This window comes from Aeromonas sp. 600527 (genome assembly GCF_049175415.1).
Taxonomy (GTDB): domain Bacteria; phylum Pseudomonadota; class Gammaproteobacteria; order Enterobacterales; family Aeromonadaceae; genus Aeromonas; species Aeromonas veronii_A.
Window position 1 is genome coordinate 133,333 of sequence record NZ_JAAKVA010000004.1, and the last position, 15,275, is coordinate 148,607.

A 15,275-nucleotide genomic window follows, 5' to 3' on the forward strand; every position below is an offset into this window, starting at 1 on the left:
TTTTATCCGTCCGTTTCACGAACAGGAATTTTTTACATGAAAACCGCTCAGGAAATCCGCGCTGGTAACGTAGTCATGATCGGCACCGAGCCGATGGTGGTCCAGAAGGCTGAATTCAACAAATCCGGCCGTAACTCCGCCGTGGTCAAAATGAAGCTGAAAGGCCTGCTGAACGGCAGCGCCACCGAGACTGTCTTCAAGGCCGACGACAAGCTGGACGTTGTTCAGCTGGAGCGTAAAGAGTGCACCTACTCCTACTTCTCCGACCCCCTGTATGTCTTTATGGACACCGAGTACAACCAGTACGACGTAGAGAAAGACAACCTGGGTGACGTGCTGAACTACCTGGTAGACGGCATGGAAGATCTGTGTGAAGTGACTTTCTACAACGAGAAAGCCATCTCCGTAGAACTGCCGACCACCATCGTGCGTGAAGTTGAGTACACCGAGCCGGCTGCCCGTGGCGACACCTCCGGTAAAGTGACCAAGCCTGCCCGTCTGAAAGGCACTACCTACGAGCTGGCTGTTGCCGCTTTCGTAGAGATCGGTGACAAGATCGAAATCGATACCCGCACCGGCGAATTCAAGCGTCGCGTCAACTAATTGACCGCTTTGAATTGATTACAAAAAAGCGAGCCACCGGCTCGCTTTTTTATTGCCTCCGAGTTGCCATCACACCGCCCGCCTTCAGAAAATCCCGCCGCCGCCGCTAACCCAGATAACCGGGGGAGCACACTATGGCCAGATTATCCTTATCACTGCTGTTATTGACCTTGCTGGCTGGCCATGGGGCAGAGGCGAGCGAGGTCGCCCCCCCCGTTGCCGAACCTATGCCCCTCGACCACTGGCAAGCGAGCGACTGGAAAGGGTTGCCCGATGCTACCCAGATCGACAAGCAGACGGTGCTGTTCGCCAAACATGACAGTGAAAACTATCTGGGGCTCGCCATTTTACTGCCCGACTGGCAGCGCAGCGGCCAACTCTGGCAACTGACTCGCGCCCTCAGCCGACTGGGCTTTGATACCCTGCTGCTGCTGCCCTCCCCCCAGCAGACCGAACTGGACCCAGCCGCCGAGAAAAAAGCGAAAAACAGCGATGAGTTTCGCAAGCAGTTTGCCGAGCGGATCAGCAAGCTGGCCGATGCCAAGCTGCAGGAGGGGGGCTTCAAGCTGATCCTGGCGCAAGGTACCGGCGCCGCCTGGACTGCCAATCTCATCGCCAGCGAACAGTTGCCCGCCCCCGACGCGCTGGTGCTGCTCGATGGCTTCTTCCCCAATCAGCAGAGCAACCAGACCCTGGCCAAACAGGTGGCTCAGGCGGCCATCCCCACCCTGGACCTCTATCAGGAGGATGGCGGTCGCTGGCCACTGCTGGCCGCCGAGGCCCGCAAAAGCGAGAGCCGGCGCAGCAACAAGCTCAACTATCGCCCCTACGCCCTGATGGAGCTGGAGGAGACCCCCACCCGCATTCAGGGCTGGCTCAACCATCTGGGCTGGCTCTAAACCAGCCGCCACCGTGGCGCAATAAAGCGCGCGCCAGCTCACATCTGCCGGATAAAGCCCAACCCTACCACGGCGACGATCTGGCCCTGACCGCATCCTCTTTGGCATCATGGCCTCTCGAACCTGAACAATGGCAGGAAGGTCCATGCAGCAGATTGTGTTTCTCGACAGCGATACCCTGGATGCGGGCATCACCCTGCATCACCCCGACTTCCCCCACCACTGGCAGAGCTATCCAAGTACTACCCCGGAACAGGTGGTGGAACGGCTCAAAGATGCCAGCATCGCTATCATCAACAAAGTACGGATCGGCGCCGCCGAACTGGCCCAGTTGCCTGAGCTCAAACTCATCGCCCTGGCCGCAACCGGCAGCGACAACGTGGATCTGGATGCGTGCCGCGCCGCCAACGTCGGGGTGTGCAATATCCGCAACTACTCGGGCCCCTCGGTGCCGGAGCACGCCATGGCGCTGATGCTGGCCCTGTCGCGCAACCTCTTCTGCTGGCGCCAGTCGCTGCTGGAGGGGCGCTGGCAACAGAGCGGCCAATTCTGCTTTTTCGACCACAACATCATGGATCTGCACGGCAAGCAGCTTGGCATCATCGGCAAAGGGACGCTCGGACAGGCGCTCGGCGAGCGGGCCAAAGGGATGGGGATGACAGTGCGTTACGCCCAGAGCCAGATCGGCGCCAGTCACGACGAGGACCGCTTGCCCCTCGACGAGTTGCTGCAAAGTTCGGACGTCATCAGCCTGCACTGCCCGCTCACCCCCTACACCCGCAACCTCATTGGCGAGCGGGAGCTGGATCTGATGAAACCGGGCGCCCTGCTGATCAACGTCGGCCGCGGTGGGTTGGTGGATGAGGAGGCGCTGCTGCAAGCGCTGGCCAACGGTCGCCTCGGTGGTGCCGGTTTCGATGTGGCGAGCGTCGAACCGCCGCCTCCCGACCATCCCTTGATGAAGGCGCTGCAATACCCCCACTTCATTCTGACCCCTCATGTGGCCTGGGCCAGCGAGGAGTCGATGCAGCGACTGGCCGACCAGCTGATCGACAACATCAACGCCTTTGCCGCCGGTCGCCGCCAGCACCGGCTGGTGTAACCGCACGAGCGAGTCACCGCAAAATCGAGTGACCACACCATGCAAAACGGGACCAACAGGCCCCGTTTTGCATCTTCCGCACTCACTGCACACGCATCAATCGTCGTCATGCCATCTGTGCTTCTTATGCTTTTTGTACTTCTTGTGGTGCTTGTGATGGTGATGATCGTCGTCATCATCGTAATAGCGATCCTGGCTCTTGTGGCCATCGCCGGTCTTGGCACCGATGGCCGAACCGCTCGCCCCGCCAACCCCGGCGCCGATCAGCTGACCGGTATCGCCACCGACACTCTTGCCGATAGCGGCACCGCCCAGCGCCCCCACCGCGCCGCCAAGGGCCGCTTCATTCTTGTTGCCCTTGTTGGCCGTCGCCGCACCACCGGCTGCGCCGCCCAATGCAGCCCCCACCAGCGCACCGGTATCTCCCCCCAACTCCTTGCCGATCATGGTGCCCGCCACCCCGCCTGCGCCACCACCGAGAATGGTGTTGAGAGTTTCCGAACCGTGGGCCGCAGTGCTGCCCAGCAATGACGCCCCCAACAGAGCCAGAGCACCGATGCCACGCGTACTCATATCCATGGATACTCCTGTCAAACCTGATTAATAATCAGCAGCACTATACAAAGAGCTATCAGGTTCGCCAGCCAGCAGAAAACAGGGATGCGACAGTCAATGGCAGTACAGTCACAGCCAACACAGGAAGAGTAGAATCAACCTATTGAATTAAAACGTGAAAATTAACATTGAACCAGACAGTCACGACAAAGTGACCGATAACCTGGCAGCCGCGTCCTGTCGAATAGTCAGCGCGCTGGGACAAAAGCTGTCAGTCAAGGGCCCCTGCCACCCCTTCAGCCAGATGCCAGCAGTTCCGGCCAGCCTCCTTGCTGCGGTAGAGGGCAGCATCAGCCCGCTCGAAGATAGGGCCGGCGGCAGGAGAATGGCAGGCGCCGCCGGCACTCAGGGTGATCGGCCCATGGTGTTCACGCCACTGTTGCTGACGCACCAGTTCAAGCAGACAACCGAGTTTCTCCGCCAACTCATCCTGTGGCTGTTGCAGCAGAGCGGCAAATTCATCCCCACCTATCCGGTAAACCGTACTCACCCCCAGCACATCAGCAAGACAGTTGGCCACCCGACACAGCACCTGATCGCCGAAGGCATGGCCCTGGCTGTCGTTGATCCCCTTGAAGTGATCGACATCAAACAGCAGCAGCCAGAAGCACGCCCCCCTCTGCTCCAGTGCCGCCTTGTGCTGCTCGAAGGCTCGTCGGTTCATGATACCGGTCAGGGGATCCCGCAACAGCGCATCCTGCCCCTTGAGAAAACTGGCCCTGACCTGATCGATCTCGTTCAGGCTACGCCGCACGAACCAGGTCTTGGGCTCACTGACAGGCGCTGAACGCTCCAGATCGCGCACGATGCCGGTCAATGAGCCCGACACCAGCTCCTGCTCCTGGCGGAAGATCCGCACCAGCAGACTCAGGCTGCAACACCAGATGGCAAACAGAGAGAGCAGTGGAAAAACCACCATCTGCAACGCATCGTAGAGGCTGTCACGAAACAGTACTGGCGGCAGATAGATGTTGAGATCCCAACCAATATCCGCCAGCTCACGCTTGATATAAGTCCCATGCCACAGCACATCCAGGCCGAGCCACTGCTGACTCTGATGCTGCTTGATGGTGTTGGTCGCCAGCAGATCCATATTGCTGCCCACTACCAGCTGATCAGTGTCACGCAAGGTCAGATAGAGTGCCGCCTGATTACTACCGACCGTGCGCTGCAGCGCCTGCTGCAGCGAGTCGAATGACATGTCAACCATCAGCAGACCCAGCAACTGCCCCTGCTCGTCCCTCACCCGTTTGATCAGGCTGAGAATCAGCTCCTGAGTATTGTATTCAGGGTAGGGGCCAAACCAGACGGGCTCGTCGCCCGGCATGGCGGTCACCTGATACCAGGGGCGCAGCGCTGCCTTATAACCTGGGGGCGCGAGCCACTCCGGGTAACTGTCGATGCGATCCGCTTTCAGGTTGTAAAAGTAGATATAGTGGTTGCCGGGCTTGATCTGATGGGCAATAGCCCAGATGGGAGAGTCGGCCGGCTCGCCGCGGGCTATCTTCTCCTTGTCTAGGGAGCCCTCCAGCACTGCCAGTTGCCGCTCATTGACCTTCACCATCTCGTGGATCAAGGACGCCTCAACGGAGGAAGCCATGTGACCGAAGCCGGATACCGTCATGTCGATATCCCGCAGATAGCTGGCAATGGCCATGATGATAGTCACGATCAGGATCAACAAGCCAAGCAGTGCGGAGAGGGGGGCCAGCACATAGTAACGCTTGTTGAGATACGAGCGGCTCACATGACATCCGAACAGGGGAAAACATAGCGGGATTGTGCGAGAGAAAGGAGAGTGAATCATTGATTAATATCACTTCAACGCCCCTTTAATGACATTTCCAATACTAACAAAACATCAAGGTTCGCAAACGAATATCAACTGACAGGAAAAACGCTAGTTACCCCGGGTTAACCCCGCTCTGCATTGCGGGTGTTATAGTCTATACCTGACGCGGCCGGCGCTGGACAAACCGTCCATCACCGGCTGCAACGCCAAGCAGAACAAGGAGATGTTATGAGCAGTCCGTTTATCGAACAGATCAAAGCACGTCGTACCATCTATGCCCTGGGCAGCCAGGTGTCCCATACACCGGAACAACTGACGGCCCTGATCCAGGATGCCATCAGGCACAGCCCCTCCTCCTTCAATTCCCAGAGCTCCCGCGCCGTCATCCTGTTTGGCGCCCAGCACCATAAGCTGTGGGATATCGTCAAAGCCGAGCTGAAAAAGATCGTGCCGCCGGAGGCCTACGCCCAGAGTGAGGCCAAGGTGGATGGCAGCTTCCGCGCAGGTTTCGGCACTGTGCTGTTCTTCGAAGACACCGACGTCATCAAGGATCTGCAGCAAAAGTTTGCCCTCTATGCAGACAACTTCCCCATCTGGTCGGAACATGCCACCGGCATCGCCCAGTTTGCGGTCTGGACCACCCTGGCCCAGGAGAAGATCGGCGCCTCCCTGCAACACTACAACCCCCTCATCGACGAGGCGGTACGCAAGGAGTGGAACCTGCCAGCCAGCTGGCTGCTGCGTGCCCAGATGCCCTTTGGCAGCATCCAGCAACCGGCCGGCGACAAGACCTTCATCGACGATGCCACCCGTTTCCGCGTTTTCAAATAACGGCCAGATAGCAAAACGCCCCCGCATCTCGGGGGCGTTTTTATTGCGACATCAAGAGTTCGGATAGCGATGGTTCATACCGCAATCTGCGGTCGTCACGCACTCGCACCACAGCTCAGGCGGGCAGCGTCACCAGCAGGGATGTCTCTCCAGGTTCCACCTTCACCTCGTGCCAGCCTCAGCCGTGCTGACTACTTAGCTGTTCGATAATGGTGGCGCGCAGCAGGGCTCGCCCTTCGTCGATGCGAGTTGATCGGGAGAGTCCTTTCGCCCACATCAGCGCCAGGGTTCGACTCAGCACTGGCTCGTGCAGCGCCACGACTTTCAGCTGGGGATCGCGCAGGTTCGCGGCATAGAGTCCGGGCAGGATAGCAACTGCCAACCCTGAGCGCACCAAGCCGTAAAGCGTCTCGACATAATCTGTGGTGTATCTGGGCTTGAGCCCGGGCAACTGGCTCTGGGCCAGTCCGTTGACCTGCCGGCTGACGTTGCCTCTGGCAAAGAGGGCGATGTCGCGGCGGGTCAGCGCCTGCCAGCTGATGGCCTCTTCCCCTGCCAGCGGATCCTGCCGGTTGATCACCGCCACCAGCGCATCGTCCAGCAGCGGCGTCACCTCCAGCGAATCGGGCAACTCGCCATCCAGCACGCCTATCCCCGCATCCAGAGACCCCTCGGCCAGCGCCTGCAGCAGACCGTCGTTGGTGTGATCCTGAAACTCGACCCGCAAGCCCGGGAACTGCTGCTGCAGACGGGCGGCCGCCAGCGGGAACATCAGGGCACAGGCCGAGGGGATCAAGCCAATGCGCAGGGTGCCATCGCCCCCTTCGACCATCACCTGCTGCATATCGGCAAAAGCGGCGTGGGCCACATTGAGCAGCCCCTTGGCGTGGGGCAGGATCGCCTCTCCCTGTTCGGTCAGAGTGACCGCCTGCGCGGTGCGGTGAAACAGTTTGCCGCCGAGCACAGATTCGATCTGGCGCAGGGCACTGCTCAGGGCCGGCTGGCTGATGGCCATCTGATTGGCCGTTTCGGTAAAGTGGCGCAGCTGGGCCAGCGTGACAAAATACTGGATCTGCTTCAGAGAGAGCGCAGGCAGACGGCGCCAGGGTTCGGACATGAAATCGACAACCGAAAAAAAAACGTTTGCAGCAGCATAACCCTTTCTTATCCAGTTATAAATTCTTTGCGCTATGCACGGGCCAATCCCCTCCCTAAAGTGGGCCCATTATTCCCCTTGTCAGGCCATCTCCTTCATGTGTGAACAAGATGCATCCCTCAATTTGCGCCGCCGCGCCGTGCAGGCGGCCCTCGGCGAAGCCCCCTTCGATCTGCTGCTGACCAACGCCAACTTGGTCGACATGGTGACTGGCGAGATCCGCCCCGTCGACGTGGGGCTGGTCGGCCCGCTGATCGCCAGCGTTCATCCGGTCGGCACCTTCCAGCAGGCACACGAGACCCACGACCTGGCTGGCGCCTATCTCTCGCCCGGTCTGATCGACAGCCATGTCCATGTGGAGAGCTCCCACCTGACACCGGAGCGCTACGCCGATGTGGTGGTCGCCCAGGGCACCACCACCATCTTCTGGGATCCCCACGAGCTGGCCAATGTGCTGGGACTGGCGGGGGTGCGCTACGCCATCGACGCCAGCCGCAATCTGCCACTGCGGGTCATCTGCGCCGCCCCCTCCAGCGTCCCCTCGACGCCGGGTCTCGAGATGTCTGGCGCCGACTTCCACGGCCCCGAGATGGCTACCATGCTGGAGTGGCCGGAGGTGGCGGGGATCGCCGAGGTGATGGACATGCAGGGGGTGCTGGGCGGCAGCGAACGGATGACCGGCATCCTGCACGCCGGTTTGCAGCGCAATGCCCTGATTGAGGGGCACGCCAGGGGCCTCAGTGGCAACCGGCTGCAAGCCTATCTGGCCGCCGGGGTCAGCTCGGATCACGAACTCACCTCGGCTGCCGATGCGCTGGAGAAGCTGCGGGCCGGGCTTACCCTGCAGCTGCGCGGCTCCCACCCCTATCTGCTGCCGGAGATCGTCGCGGCGCTGAAACAGCTGCCCCACCTCTCCTCCCAAATCACTCTCTGTACCGACGATGTGCCGCCCGACATGCTGCTGGAGAAGGGAGGCATGATTGCGCTGGTCAAACTGCTGGTTGAGCTGGGGCTGGCGGCGCCCGACGTGCTGCGGATGGCCACCCTCAACGCCGCCATCCGCCTGCAGCGCAACGATCTGGGGCTGGTTGCCGCTGGCCGCAACGCCGATCTGGTGGTGTTCGACAACCTCACCGACTTGAATCCGATCTTCGTTTATAGCAGCGGCCAGCGGGTCGCCCGCCATGGCGCCATTCTCACGCCCTCCGAGCCTGTCGCAGGTTGTCAGGTGCCGCGCGATACCATGCAGATCCCCCTGCGCACGCCGGAGGACTTTGTCATTCGGGTACCCGGGCTGACTGCGGGGCGTGCCCGCTTCAAGACCATCAAGGGGGCTCGCTTCACCCAGTGGAGTGAAACCGAGGTTGAGGTTCGGGATGGTCAGGTGATTGTGCCGGCAGGATTTAGCCTCATCTCGGTGCAACACCGCCATGGCCGCCATCAGGCGGGCACCCGGCTGGCGCTGCTGGAAGGGTGGGGCGAGCTGCAAGGGGCCATCGCCACCAGCTACTCCCACGACTCCCACAATCTGGTGGTGCTGGGGCGCGACCCGCAAGAGATGATGCTGGCCGCCAACACCCTGATCGCCAGCGGGGGCGGCATGGCGGTCGTTCAGCAAGGTGAGGTGCTGGCCCACGTTGCCATGCCCATCGCCGGCATGCTCTCCGACCTGGCGGCCAGCGAGCTGGCCGCCAGTTTCCACGCCCTGCGCGAAGTGAGCGGCAAGGTGGCGGAGTGGGAGCCCCCCTACCGGGTCTTCAAGGCCATCGAGGGAACCTGTCTCGCCTGCAATGCGGGGCCCCACCTGACCGACCTTGGTCTCACCGATGGCCTGACCCGCGAGATTGTCGACCCCTTCATCTGCTGCTGGCCCCACGATGCCAGCCAAGCCGATTAACACCGAGGAGAACAGCGTGAACCCTGTCGCGATTATTCTGGATACCGACCCCGGCATCGACGATGCCGTTGCCATCGCCGCCGCTCTCTTTCACCCCGGGATCGCGCTGACACTTGTCACCACGGTCGCCGGTAACGTAGAGGTCAGCAAGACCACACGCAACGCCCTGCGCCTGCTGCACTTTTTCAACAAACAGGTGCCGGTGGCACAAGGGGCCAGTCAGCCCCTCGTGCGCCCCCTCGACAATGCCAGCCATATCCACGGTCACTCCGGCCTCGATGGTTACGAGTTTGTCGAGCCCGGGCAACAACCGCTGCCAATGCATGCCGTAGAAGCCATGAAGGCCACCCTGCTCGCCAGCGAACAGGCCATGACCCTGGTGCCTATCGGGCCGTTGACCAATATCGCCCTGCTGCTCACCCTGCACCCAGAGTGCTGGGAGAAGATCGCGCGGATCGTGCTGATGGGAGGCTCGGCCAGTCGAGGCAACCACACCCCCAACGCCGAGTTCAACATCTACATAGATCCAGAGGCCGCTCACATCGTCTTCAGCAGCGGCCTGCCTATCGTGATGTGCGGGCTAGACGTCACCAGCCGGGCCACCCTGACTGGCGAGATGATAGCAGAGCTGCCCGCCCTCAACCGCACCGGTGCCATGCTTCACGCCCTGTTTGGCCACTATCGCGGTGGCAGCATGCAGACTGGGCTCAAGATGCACGATCTCTGCGCCATCGCCTATCTGGTGCGCCCTGACCTCTTTATCACCCGACCCTGCCATGTGGCCATCGAAACCCGAGGTGAACACACTCTGGGCACTACCTCGGTGGATATCAACAACCGGCTCAAGCGGCCACCCAATGCCGAGGTGTGCCTCGATATCGACGTGCCCGGATTCAGAGCCTGGTGCATGGAGACCCTTGCCCGCGCCATCTGATCCCGAACCGCCAGCTTGCTGGTCAATTCACATCAAGAAGAGAGTGTTTGAAACATGCTGGAAATAATTGTCAGCACCCTGCTCCTGATCATCTGCGGCTATCTCATCGCCAAAAACTACGATGCCAAGATAGTGCTGTTTGGCGCCGGGTTACTACTGATGTTTGCCGCCGTCGGACTGGGCCACACCCTGCTGCCCGCCGCAGATAGCAGTGGCCTCAGCTGGCTCGATCCCTTCGTCCAGATCAAGCAGATCTTCATCAGCCAGATGGGCAATGTCGGTCTCACCATCATGGTGCTGTTCGGCTTCTCCAGTTACATGAGCCACATCGGCGCCAACGACGTCACCGTCATGCTGCTCACCCGCCCCTTGAGCCACATCCGCTCCCCCTACCTGCTGGTGCCGGTGATCTTCCTGCTGGGCAACCTGCTCTCGCTGGTGGTGCCCAGTGCCGCCAGCTTGGCAGTGTTACTGATGGCCACCCTCTATCCGGTGCTCAAGGCGTCGAACATGTCCTCCCTCACTGCCGGGGCCGTCATCGCCACCACTGCCACCATCATGCCCAGCCCGCTGGGGGCCGATAACGTGCTGGCCGCTGAGAAACTGGGGATCCCGCTGGTGGAGTATATCGTCTCCTACCACGCCCCCATCTCGCTGCCCACGCTGGCGTTGATGGCGGTGGTGCACTACTTCTGGCAGAAGGCGATGGACAAGCGCCAACAGGCACGCGGTGGACTGGAAGAGAAAGATGAATCGCTCGCCGTGCCCACCGGGTTGCCCCCCGCCTACTACGGCCTCTTCCCTGTGCTGCCGCTGGTGCTGGTACTGCTGTTTGGCGTCTGCTTCACCCACATCTCCCTCGGGCTGGTGGAGATTACCTTCGTCTGCCTGCTGCTCACTATCGGGGTGGAGCTGCTGCGCAAAGGCAATATCAAGGAGACCAGCAAGGAGTTCGCCATCTTCTTTACCGGTATGGGGACAGGTCTGGCTCAGGTAGTCTCGCTTATCGTGGCAGCCAGCATGCTGGTGGAGGGTCTGAAAGCTATTGGCATCATAGATACCCTGGTGGAGAGCGTGAAGCACATCGACGGGGTCGGCTCGATCCTGATGTTCTTCTTCTCCGGCACGGCGGCGCTGATCGGCTTTATCAGCGGCAGCGGGCTGGCGGTCTTCTACTCCTTTATCAACATCATTCCCGAGATTACCGAGAAAGTCGGGGTCAACAGTGTGTCAGTGGCCCTGCCGATGCAGCTCACCGCCAACCTGATCCGCTCCATGTCGCCGGTCGCCGCGGTGATCATCGTCATCGCCTCGATCACCGGCAGCAACCCCATCGAGATCATCAAGCGCACCTCGGTGCCCATCATCTCGGGCATCATCTGCTGCATGACCCTCTCCTACCTGCTGTTCAACTAAACCTACTCCGTCTACAGGCGATCAATCCGGTCGCCTGTAGACGGTTTTTTACCCTCGGTTGAAAGTGAACCCACTGCATGTAAACGCCCAGAAGATAATCGGGTGGTATAGTCTATAGCTTGAACAACAGGGGATGGCTGGCCACAAGGCTGGCGCCCGGTGACTATCAAGCAAAGGAGATGTTATGAGCAGTCCGTTTATCGAGCAGATCAAAGCACGTCGTACCATCTATGCCCTGGGTGACCAGGTGTCCCATACGCCGGAGCAGCTGACGGCCCTGATCCAGGATGCCATCAAGCACAGCCCCTCCTCCTTCAACTCCCAGAGCTCCCGCGCCGTCATCCTGTTTGGCGCCCAGCACCACAAGCTGTGGGATATCGTCAAAGCCGAGCTGAAAAAGATTGTGCCGCCGGAAGCCTATGCCCAGAGTGAGGCCAAGGTGGATGGCAGCTTCCGCGCAGGTTTTGGCACTGTGCTGTTCTTTGAAGACACCGACGTCATCAAGGATCTGCAGCAAAAATTCGCCCTCTATGCCGACAACTTCCCCATCTGGTCGGAACATGCCACCGGCATCGCCCAGTTTGCGGTCTGGACGACGCTGGCGCAGGAGCAAGTCGGCGCATCCCTGCAGCACTACAACCCGCTCATCGACGAGGCTGTTCGCAAGGAGTGGAACCTGCCCGCCAGCTGGCTACTGCGCGCCCAGATGCCCTTTGGCAGCATCAAGCAAGCGGCTGGCGACAAGACCTTTATCGACGACGCTACCCGTTTTCGCGTCTTCAAATAACGGTCAGATAGCAAAACGCCCCCGCAGTTCGGGGGCGTTTTTATTGCGACATCGGGTGCGGATGACGATGGTTCATACCGCAATATGCGGCCGCAACCCCTTATCTCCACCGCTCAGGCGGGCAGCGTCACCAGCAGGGACGTCTCTCCAAGTTCCACTTTCACCTCGCGCCAGTCGCGGATCACCGCCACCACTACCGGATTGAGCGGCGCATCGCCCCCCACCTGCACCACGGCACAGCCTGCGTGCAGGGCGCTCTCGATACCGGCCGGGGCATCCTCGAACACCAGACAACCAGCGGGCGAGACGCCAAGCCGTTCAGCCCCCAGCAGATAGGGCTCGGGATCGGGTTTGCCATGGACCACAGCTTCGGCCCCCACCAGCAGGTTGGGCAGCGGCAAACCGGCACAATGCAGGCGGTGACGGGCAACCCGCTCACTGGCGGAGGTCACGATGGCCCAGCGCAGTGGTGGCAAGCGGCGCAGCAACTCGCCACATCCGGCGATGGCATCGCCGCCAGTGTGCAGCATCTCCAGCTCGTCGAGGCGCGCCGCCTCCCGCTCCACATCCAGTTGCGGGGCCAGCGCCCGGATCACCTCCCGCGAGCGCATGCCGTGGCACATCGCCTGCACCGGCTCGGGGTCGAGCTGATGCTCACGACACCAGATCCGCCATACCTGCTCCACATCGTCGGTCGAGCAGACCAAGGTGCCATCCATATCGAGCAGCAGGGCGGCGACCGCCACGGTTTTTGTGCCGCTCATACAAACGCCCGGTTCGCAACTCATGCCGGTAATCATGCCGATACTCCCGCCAGCTCAGGTTCAGCTCCCTGCAGCGCATCGGCAAAAGCCTGCTGCTGGGCGGCACGTTCATAACAGGCGAGCGCCTGTTCGGCGCTGCCTGCCCAGACCTGCAGCGGGCCGACCACAAAACCCTGTTGCAGCAGGCTGGCAAGCAGCTCCCCCGTTTCAGGCGCGGCCAGCGGTTGGGCCAGCACCAAGGTGCCTTTCATCAAAAAGAGATAGCGTTGGGTAGACATGATATGACTCCTTGTTCCAGACCGGAGGGGACTCGACTCCCCTTCAGCGCCATTAGAACAGGGCGTTTAGATAATTTATAATGAGCAAATAGCCACCTTCGATAATCAAACGGAATGAAATTCGACCTCAAACAACTGCAGGCGTTCGTGATGCTGGCCGAGACCGCCAACTACCGGGAAGCGGCCAATCGCCTCTTCATTACCCAGCCCGCCCTCACCAAGCAGATCCAGGGATTGGAGCAGACCCTCGGCAGCACCCTGTTCAATCGCGGTCGTCACGGTGCCGAACTGACCGCTGTCGGCGCCCAGCTGTTGACCCAGGCAAGTGCGCTGGTCGAGCACGGGCGGGAGTTCGAGAGCCATGCCCTGGCGGTGGCGAGCGGGATTGCCGGTCGGCTCAAGATTGGCTTTGGTTTGTCGAGCTTTGCACTGGCACCCTCGCTGGTCGCCCGCTTCAAGCAGCAGGAGCCCGATGTGATGGTGCATCTGCAGGACATGCCCTCTGCCATCCAGCAGGAGCAGCTGCTCTCCGGCCAGCTCCAGCTTGGCTTTATGCGCCGCCCGCAGTTGCCGCAGCTACGCGAGCACAGGTTGCTGATTGATCGGTTGGTACTTGCGGTACCAACCCGGATGACCCAGCCAGATCCGGCTGCGTTTGATCTCCAGCAAGCCTTGACCAGCCAGCCGCTGCTGCAGATGGTGGGCCACCGCTGCCCCGGCCTCAGCCAGCAGATCGCCGGTTTTCTCGGCGCCAACCGGTTGACCGGGATGATCCAGGAGGCCGAGGATATCCAGACTCTGGTAGCGCTGGTGGCCGCCGGTATCGGCAACGCCATCCTGCCGCGCAGCGTCAGCTTTATTGCCGGTCCCGACGTGACCCTCTATCCCCTCTCTGGCCCCAATTCCGAGTGGGAGGTCAGCCTGGTATGGAATCCCCTGTTTGCCGACCCCATTCGCGACAACTTCGTCAAGCTGGTGGTCGCCACTCACCCCACGCCTATCTCGGCCACGCCCGGAACGCTAACCCCTGTAAAAACAAAAGCCCCCGCAACGGGGGCCTGACAACATGATGCCGGTGAATTGCTAGCAGCTGACGCTATGGCTGCGGTTTTTGCCCGCCCCCTTGGCGATATAGAGCGCGGCATCGGCAGCGGCCAGCAGATCCCCTTCACTGGCGAGCGGCAGATCGCTGTTGCGTGTGGCAATGCCAATGCTGGCGCTAAGGCGGATCTCCTCCTTCACCACTATGCCGAGCTCATTGATGGCCTCGCGGATCATCTCCCCCAGTGTCAGCGCAGCCTCCCTGTCAGTATTGCCGAGGATCAGGGCAAACTCGTCCCCGCCAAAGCGACAGGGCAAATCCGCCGGGCGCTGGCAGAAGGATTGCAGAAGATGGCCCACCAGCTGGAGGGAGCCATCCCCCATCTGATGACCAAGATGGTCATTGCACGCCTTGAAGTTATCCAGATCCAGCATGATGAGGGAGAGCGGGGTATGTTCGCGCACGCTGCGGCGCCACTCGTTGTGCAGGAAGCTGTTGAACAACCGCCGGTTGGCCAGTCCGGTCAGGGGATCATGCTGGGAGAGGTTGGCGACTTCCAGTTCAAGCCGTTTGCGCTCAGTGATATTGATATGAGCAATGGCATAAAATTCGTCATCGACGCCGATCACTGGCGCCACCCTCATCATAAACCAGCGCTGGGTATCGGGGCTGTGGCAAGGGTACTCCAGATAGAACTTCTCCTGAACACGACGCAGCACCAGGCGGATCCCCTCCACTGCGCTGCGCGCCAGCGGCTCGTCAGAGCTGTCACACACCCCGATGTAGTTAACCCCGAGCCAGTCATACCCTTGGGGCATGCCGTTTTGCTCGGCAAACAGATCCCAAGCGAGATTGGTGTAATGAATCACGCCATCCCGGTCTATCACCGATATCTGGTCTTCCAGCGAATCCAGCAGCGCAGCCAGATAATGAGCTCGCTCGGCGAAGTGACTTCGCGGCCTCTGTATATCATCCACCATGATGGCCATCCTGTGGCAAAAGTGGCGTATCGCCATCTATTAACTATTAAGTCAGCAGATAGAGTAAAGCACCCAATTTCCACTTGGCCAACTGAGACCAAATTTCACCATCGAACACTATCCGGCAAGGTTTCAGGCCAGTTTCCCTGTTCCGGATAACAAGAGCACATCATGAGCAT

At 60.6% G+C, this 15,275-nt stretch carries 15 protein-coding genes; 9 read left to right on the forward strand and 6 right to left on the reverse strand.

Going from position 1 to position 15,275, the window contains the following annotated elements; genetic code table 11:
* The first annotated feature begins 36 nt into the window (after positions 1-36).
* The 3 genes from efp to G5154_RS07700 all read left to right on the forward strand — a co-directional run bounded on the left by efp (position 37) and on the right by G5154_RS07700 (position 2,604).
* Positions 37-603 carry an elongation factor P gene (gene efp / locus G5154_RS07690; RefSeq protein ID WP_005335100.1) on the forward strand — a complete coding sequence of 189 codons (567 nt, stop codon included), beginning with the start codon at positions 37-39 and terminating at the stop codon, positions 601-603.
* A 134-nt stretch (positions 604-737) separates the two neighbouring features.
* Positions 738-1,502: a DUF3530 family protein gene (locus G5154_RS07695; RefSeq protein ID WP_164536241.1), complete on the forward strand. Its 765-nt coding sequence runs from the start codon at positions 738-740 to the stop codon at positions 1,500-1,502.
* Between the two features lie 145 nt (positions 1,503-1,647).
* Positions 1,648-2,604, forward strand: a complete 957-nt coding sequence (locus G5154_RS07700) for a D-2-hydroxyacid dehydrogenase (RefSeq protein WP_421221899.1) — start codon at positions 1,648-1,650, stop codon at positions 2,602-2,604.
* Between the two features lie 96 nt (positions 2,605-2,700).
* Here the strand turns inward: G5154_RS07700 and G5154_RS07705 are convergent, their stop codons facing one another.
* Together G5154_RS07705 and G5154_RS07710 are read right to left on the reverse strand one after the other, a co-directional pair.
* Entirely contained in the window at positions 2,701-3,183 is a 483-nt protein-coding gene (locus G5154_RS07705; RefSeq protein WP_421221898.1) for a YMGG-like glycine zipper-containing protein, read from the reverse strand.
* 247 nt (positions 3,184-3,430) lie between these two features.
* The gene (locus tag G5154_RS07710) at positions 3,431-4,966 is read right to left on the reverse strand and encodes a sensor domain-containing diguanylate cyclase (protein ID WP_164536238.1); all 1,536 of its coding nucleotides are present in this window, start codon (positions 4,964-4,966) and stop codon (positions 3,431-3,433) included.
* Positions 4,967-5,239: 273 nt separating this feature from the next.
* On the opposite strand from G5154_RS07710, the gene G5154_RS07715 reads away from it, so the two are divergent.
* The gene (locus G5154_RS07715; RefSeq protein ID WP_216953036.1) at positions 5,240-5,842 is read left to right on the forward strand and encodes a nitroreductase family protein; all 603 of its coding nucleotides are present in this window, start codon (positions 5,240-5,242) and stop codon (positions 5,840-5,842) included.
* Positions 5,843-6,020: 178 nt separating this feature from the next.
* Here G5154_RS07715 and G5154_RS07720 read toward each other — a convergent pair whose 3' ends face one another.
* A complete protein-coding gene (locus G5154_RS07720) occupies positions 6,021-6,959 on the reverse strand; it encodes a LysR family transcriptional regulator (protein ID WP_421250669.1) in 939 nt (312 codons plus the stop codon).
* A 136-nt stretch (positions 6,960-7,095) separates the two neighbouring features.
* Between G5154_RS07720 and G5154_RS07725 the strand changes: the two genes are divergently transcribed.
* From G5154_RS07725 to G5154_RS07740, 4 genes are all read left to right on the forward strand, one after another.
* Positions 7,096-8,895: an adenine deaminase gene (locus tag G5154_RS07725; RefSeq protein WP_421250670.1), complete on the forward strand. Its 1,800-nt coding sequence runs from the start codon at positions 7,096-7,098 to the stop codon at positions 8,893-8,895.
* Positions 8,896-8,911: 16 nt separating this feature from the next.
* Complete coding sequence (gene rihC, locus G5154_RS07730; RefSeq protein WP_421250671.1) at positions 8,912-9,829, forward strand: ribonucleoside hydrolase RihC; 918 nt, start codon at positions 8,912-8,914, stop codon at positions 9,827-9,829.
* Positions 9,830-9,883: 54 nt separating this feature from the next.
* Positions 9,884-11,245, forward strand: coding sequence for a C4-dicarboxylate transporter DcuC (gene dcuC / locus G5154_RS07735; RefSeq protein WP_421212309.1), 1,362 nt, complete (start codon positions 9,884-9,886; stop codon positions 11,243-11,245).
* A 184-nt stretch (positions 11,246-11,429) separates the two neighbouring features.
* The gene (locus G5154_RS07740; protein WP_421212310.1) at positions 11,430-12,032 is read left to right on the forward strand and encodes a nitroreductase family protein; all 603 of its coding nucleotides are present in this window, start codon (positions 11,430-11,432) and stop codon (positions 12,030-12,032) included.
* Positions 12,033-12,145: 113 nt separating this feature from the next.
* Here the strand turns inward: G5154_RS07740 and G5154_RS07745 are convergent, their stop codons facing one another.
* Both G5154_RS07745 and G5154_RS07750 read right to left on the reverse strand, forming a co-directional pair.
* Positions 12,146-12,796, reverse strand: coding sequence for an HAD-IA family hydrolase (locus tag G5154_RS07745; protein WP_421212311.1), 651 nt, complete (start codon positions 12,794-12,796; stop codon positions 12,146-12,148).
* A 32-nt stretch (positions 12,797-12,828) separates the two neighbouring features.
* Positions 12,829-13,074, reverse strand: a complete 246-nt coding sequence (locus tag G5154_RS07750; protein WP_005348031.1) for a hypothetical protein — start codon at positions 13,072-13,074, stop codon at positions 12,829-12,831.
* Positions 13,075-13,188: 114 nt separating this feature from the next.
* Here G5154_RS07750 and G5154_RS07755 point away from each other — a divergent pair, with 114 nt between their 5' ends.
* Positions 13,189-14,136 carry a LysR substrate-binding domain-containing protein gene (locus G5154_RS07755; RefSeq protein WP_421212312.1) on the forward strand — a complete coding sequence of 316 codons (948 nt, stop codon included), beginning with the start codon at positions 13,189-13,191 and terminating at the stop codon, positions 14,134-14,136.
* A 21-nt stretch (positions 14,137-14,157) separates the two neighbouring features.
* Here the strand turns inward: G5154_RS07755 and G5154_RS07760 are convergent, their stop codons facing one another.
* Positions 14,158-15,096: a diguanylate cyclase gene (locus tag G5154_RS07760; protein ID WP_421250672.1), complete on the reverse strand. Its 939-nt coding sequence runs from the start codon at positions 15,094-15,096 to the stop codon at positions 14,158-14,160.
* Positions 15,097-15,275 lie beyond the last annotated feature (179 nt).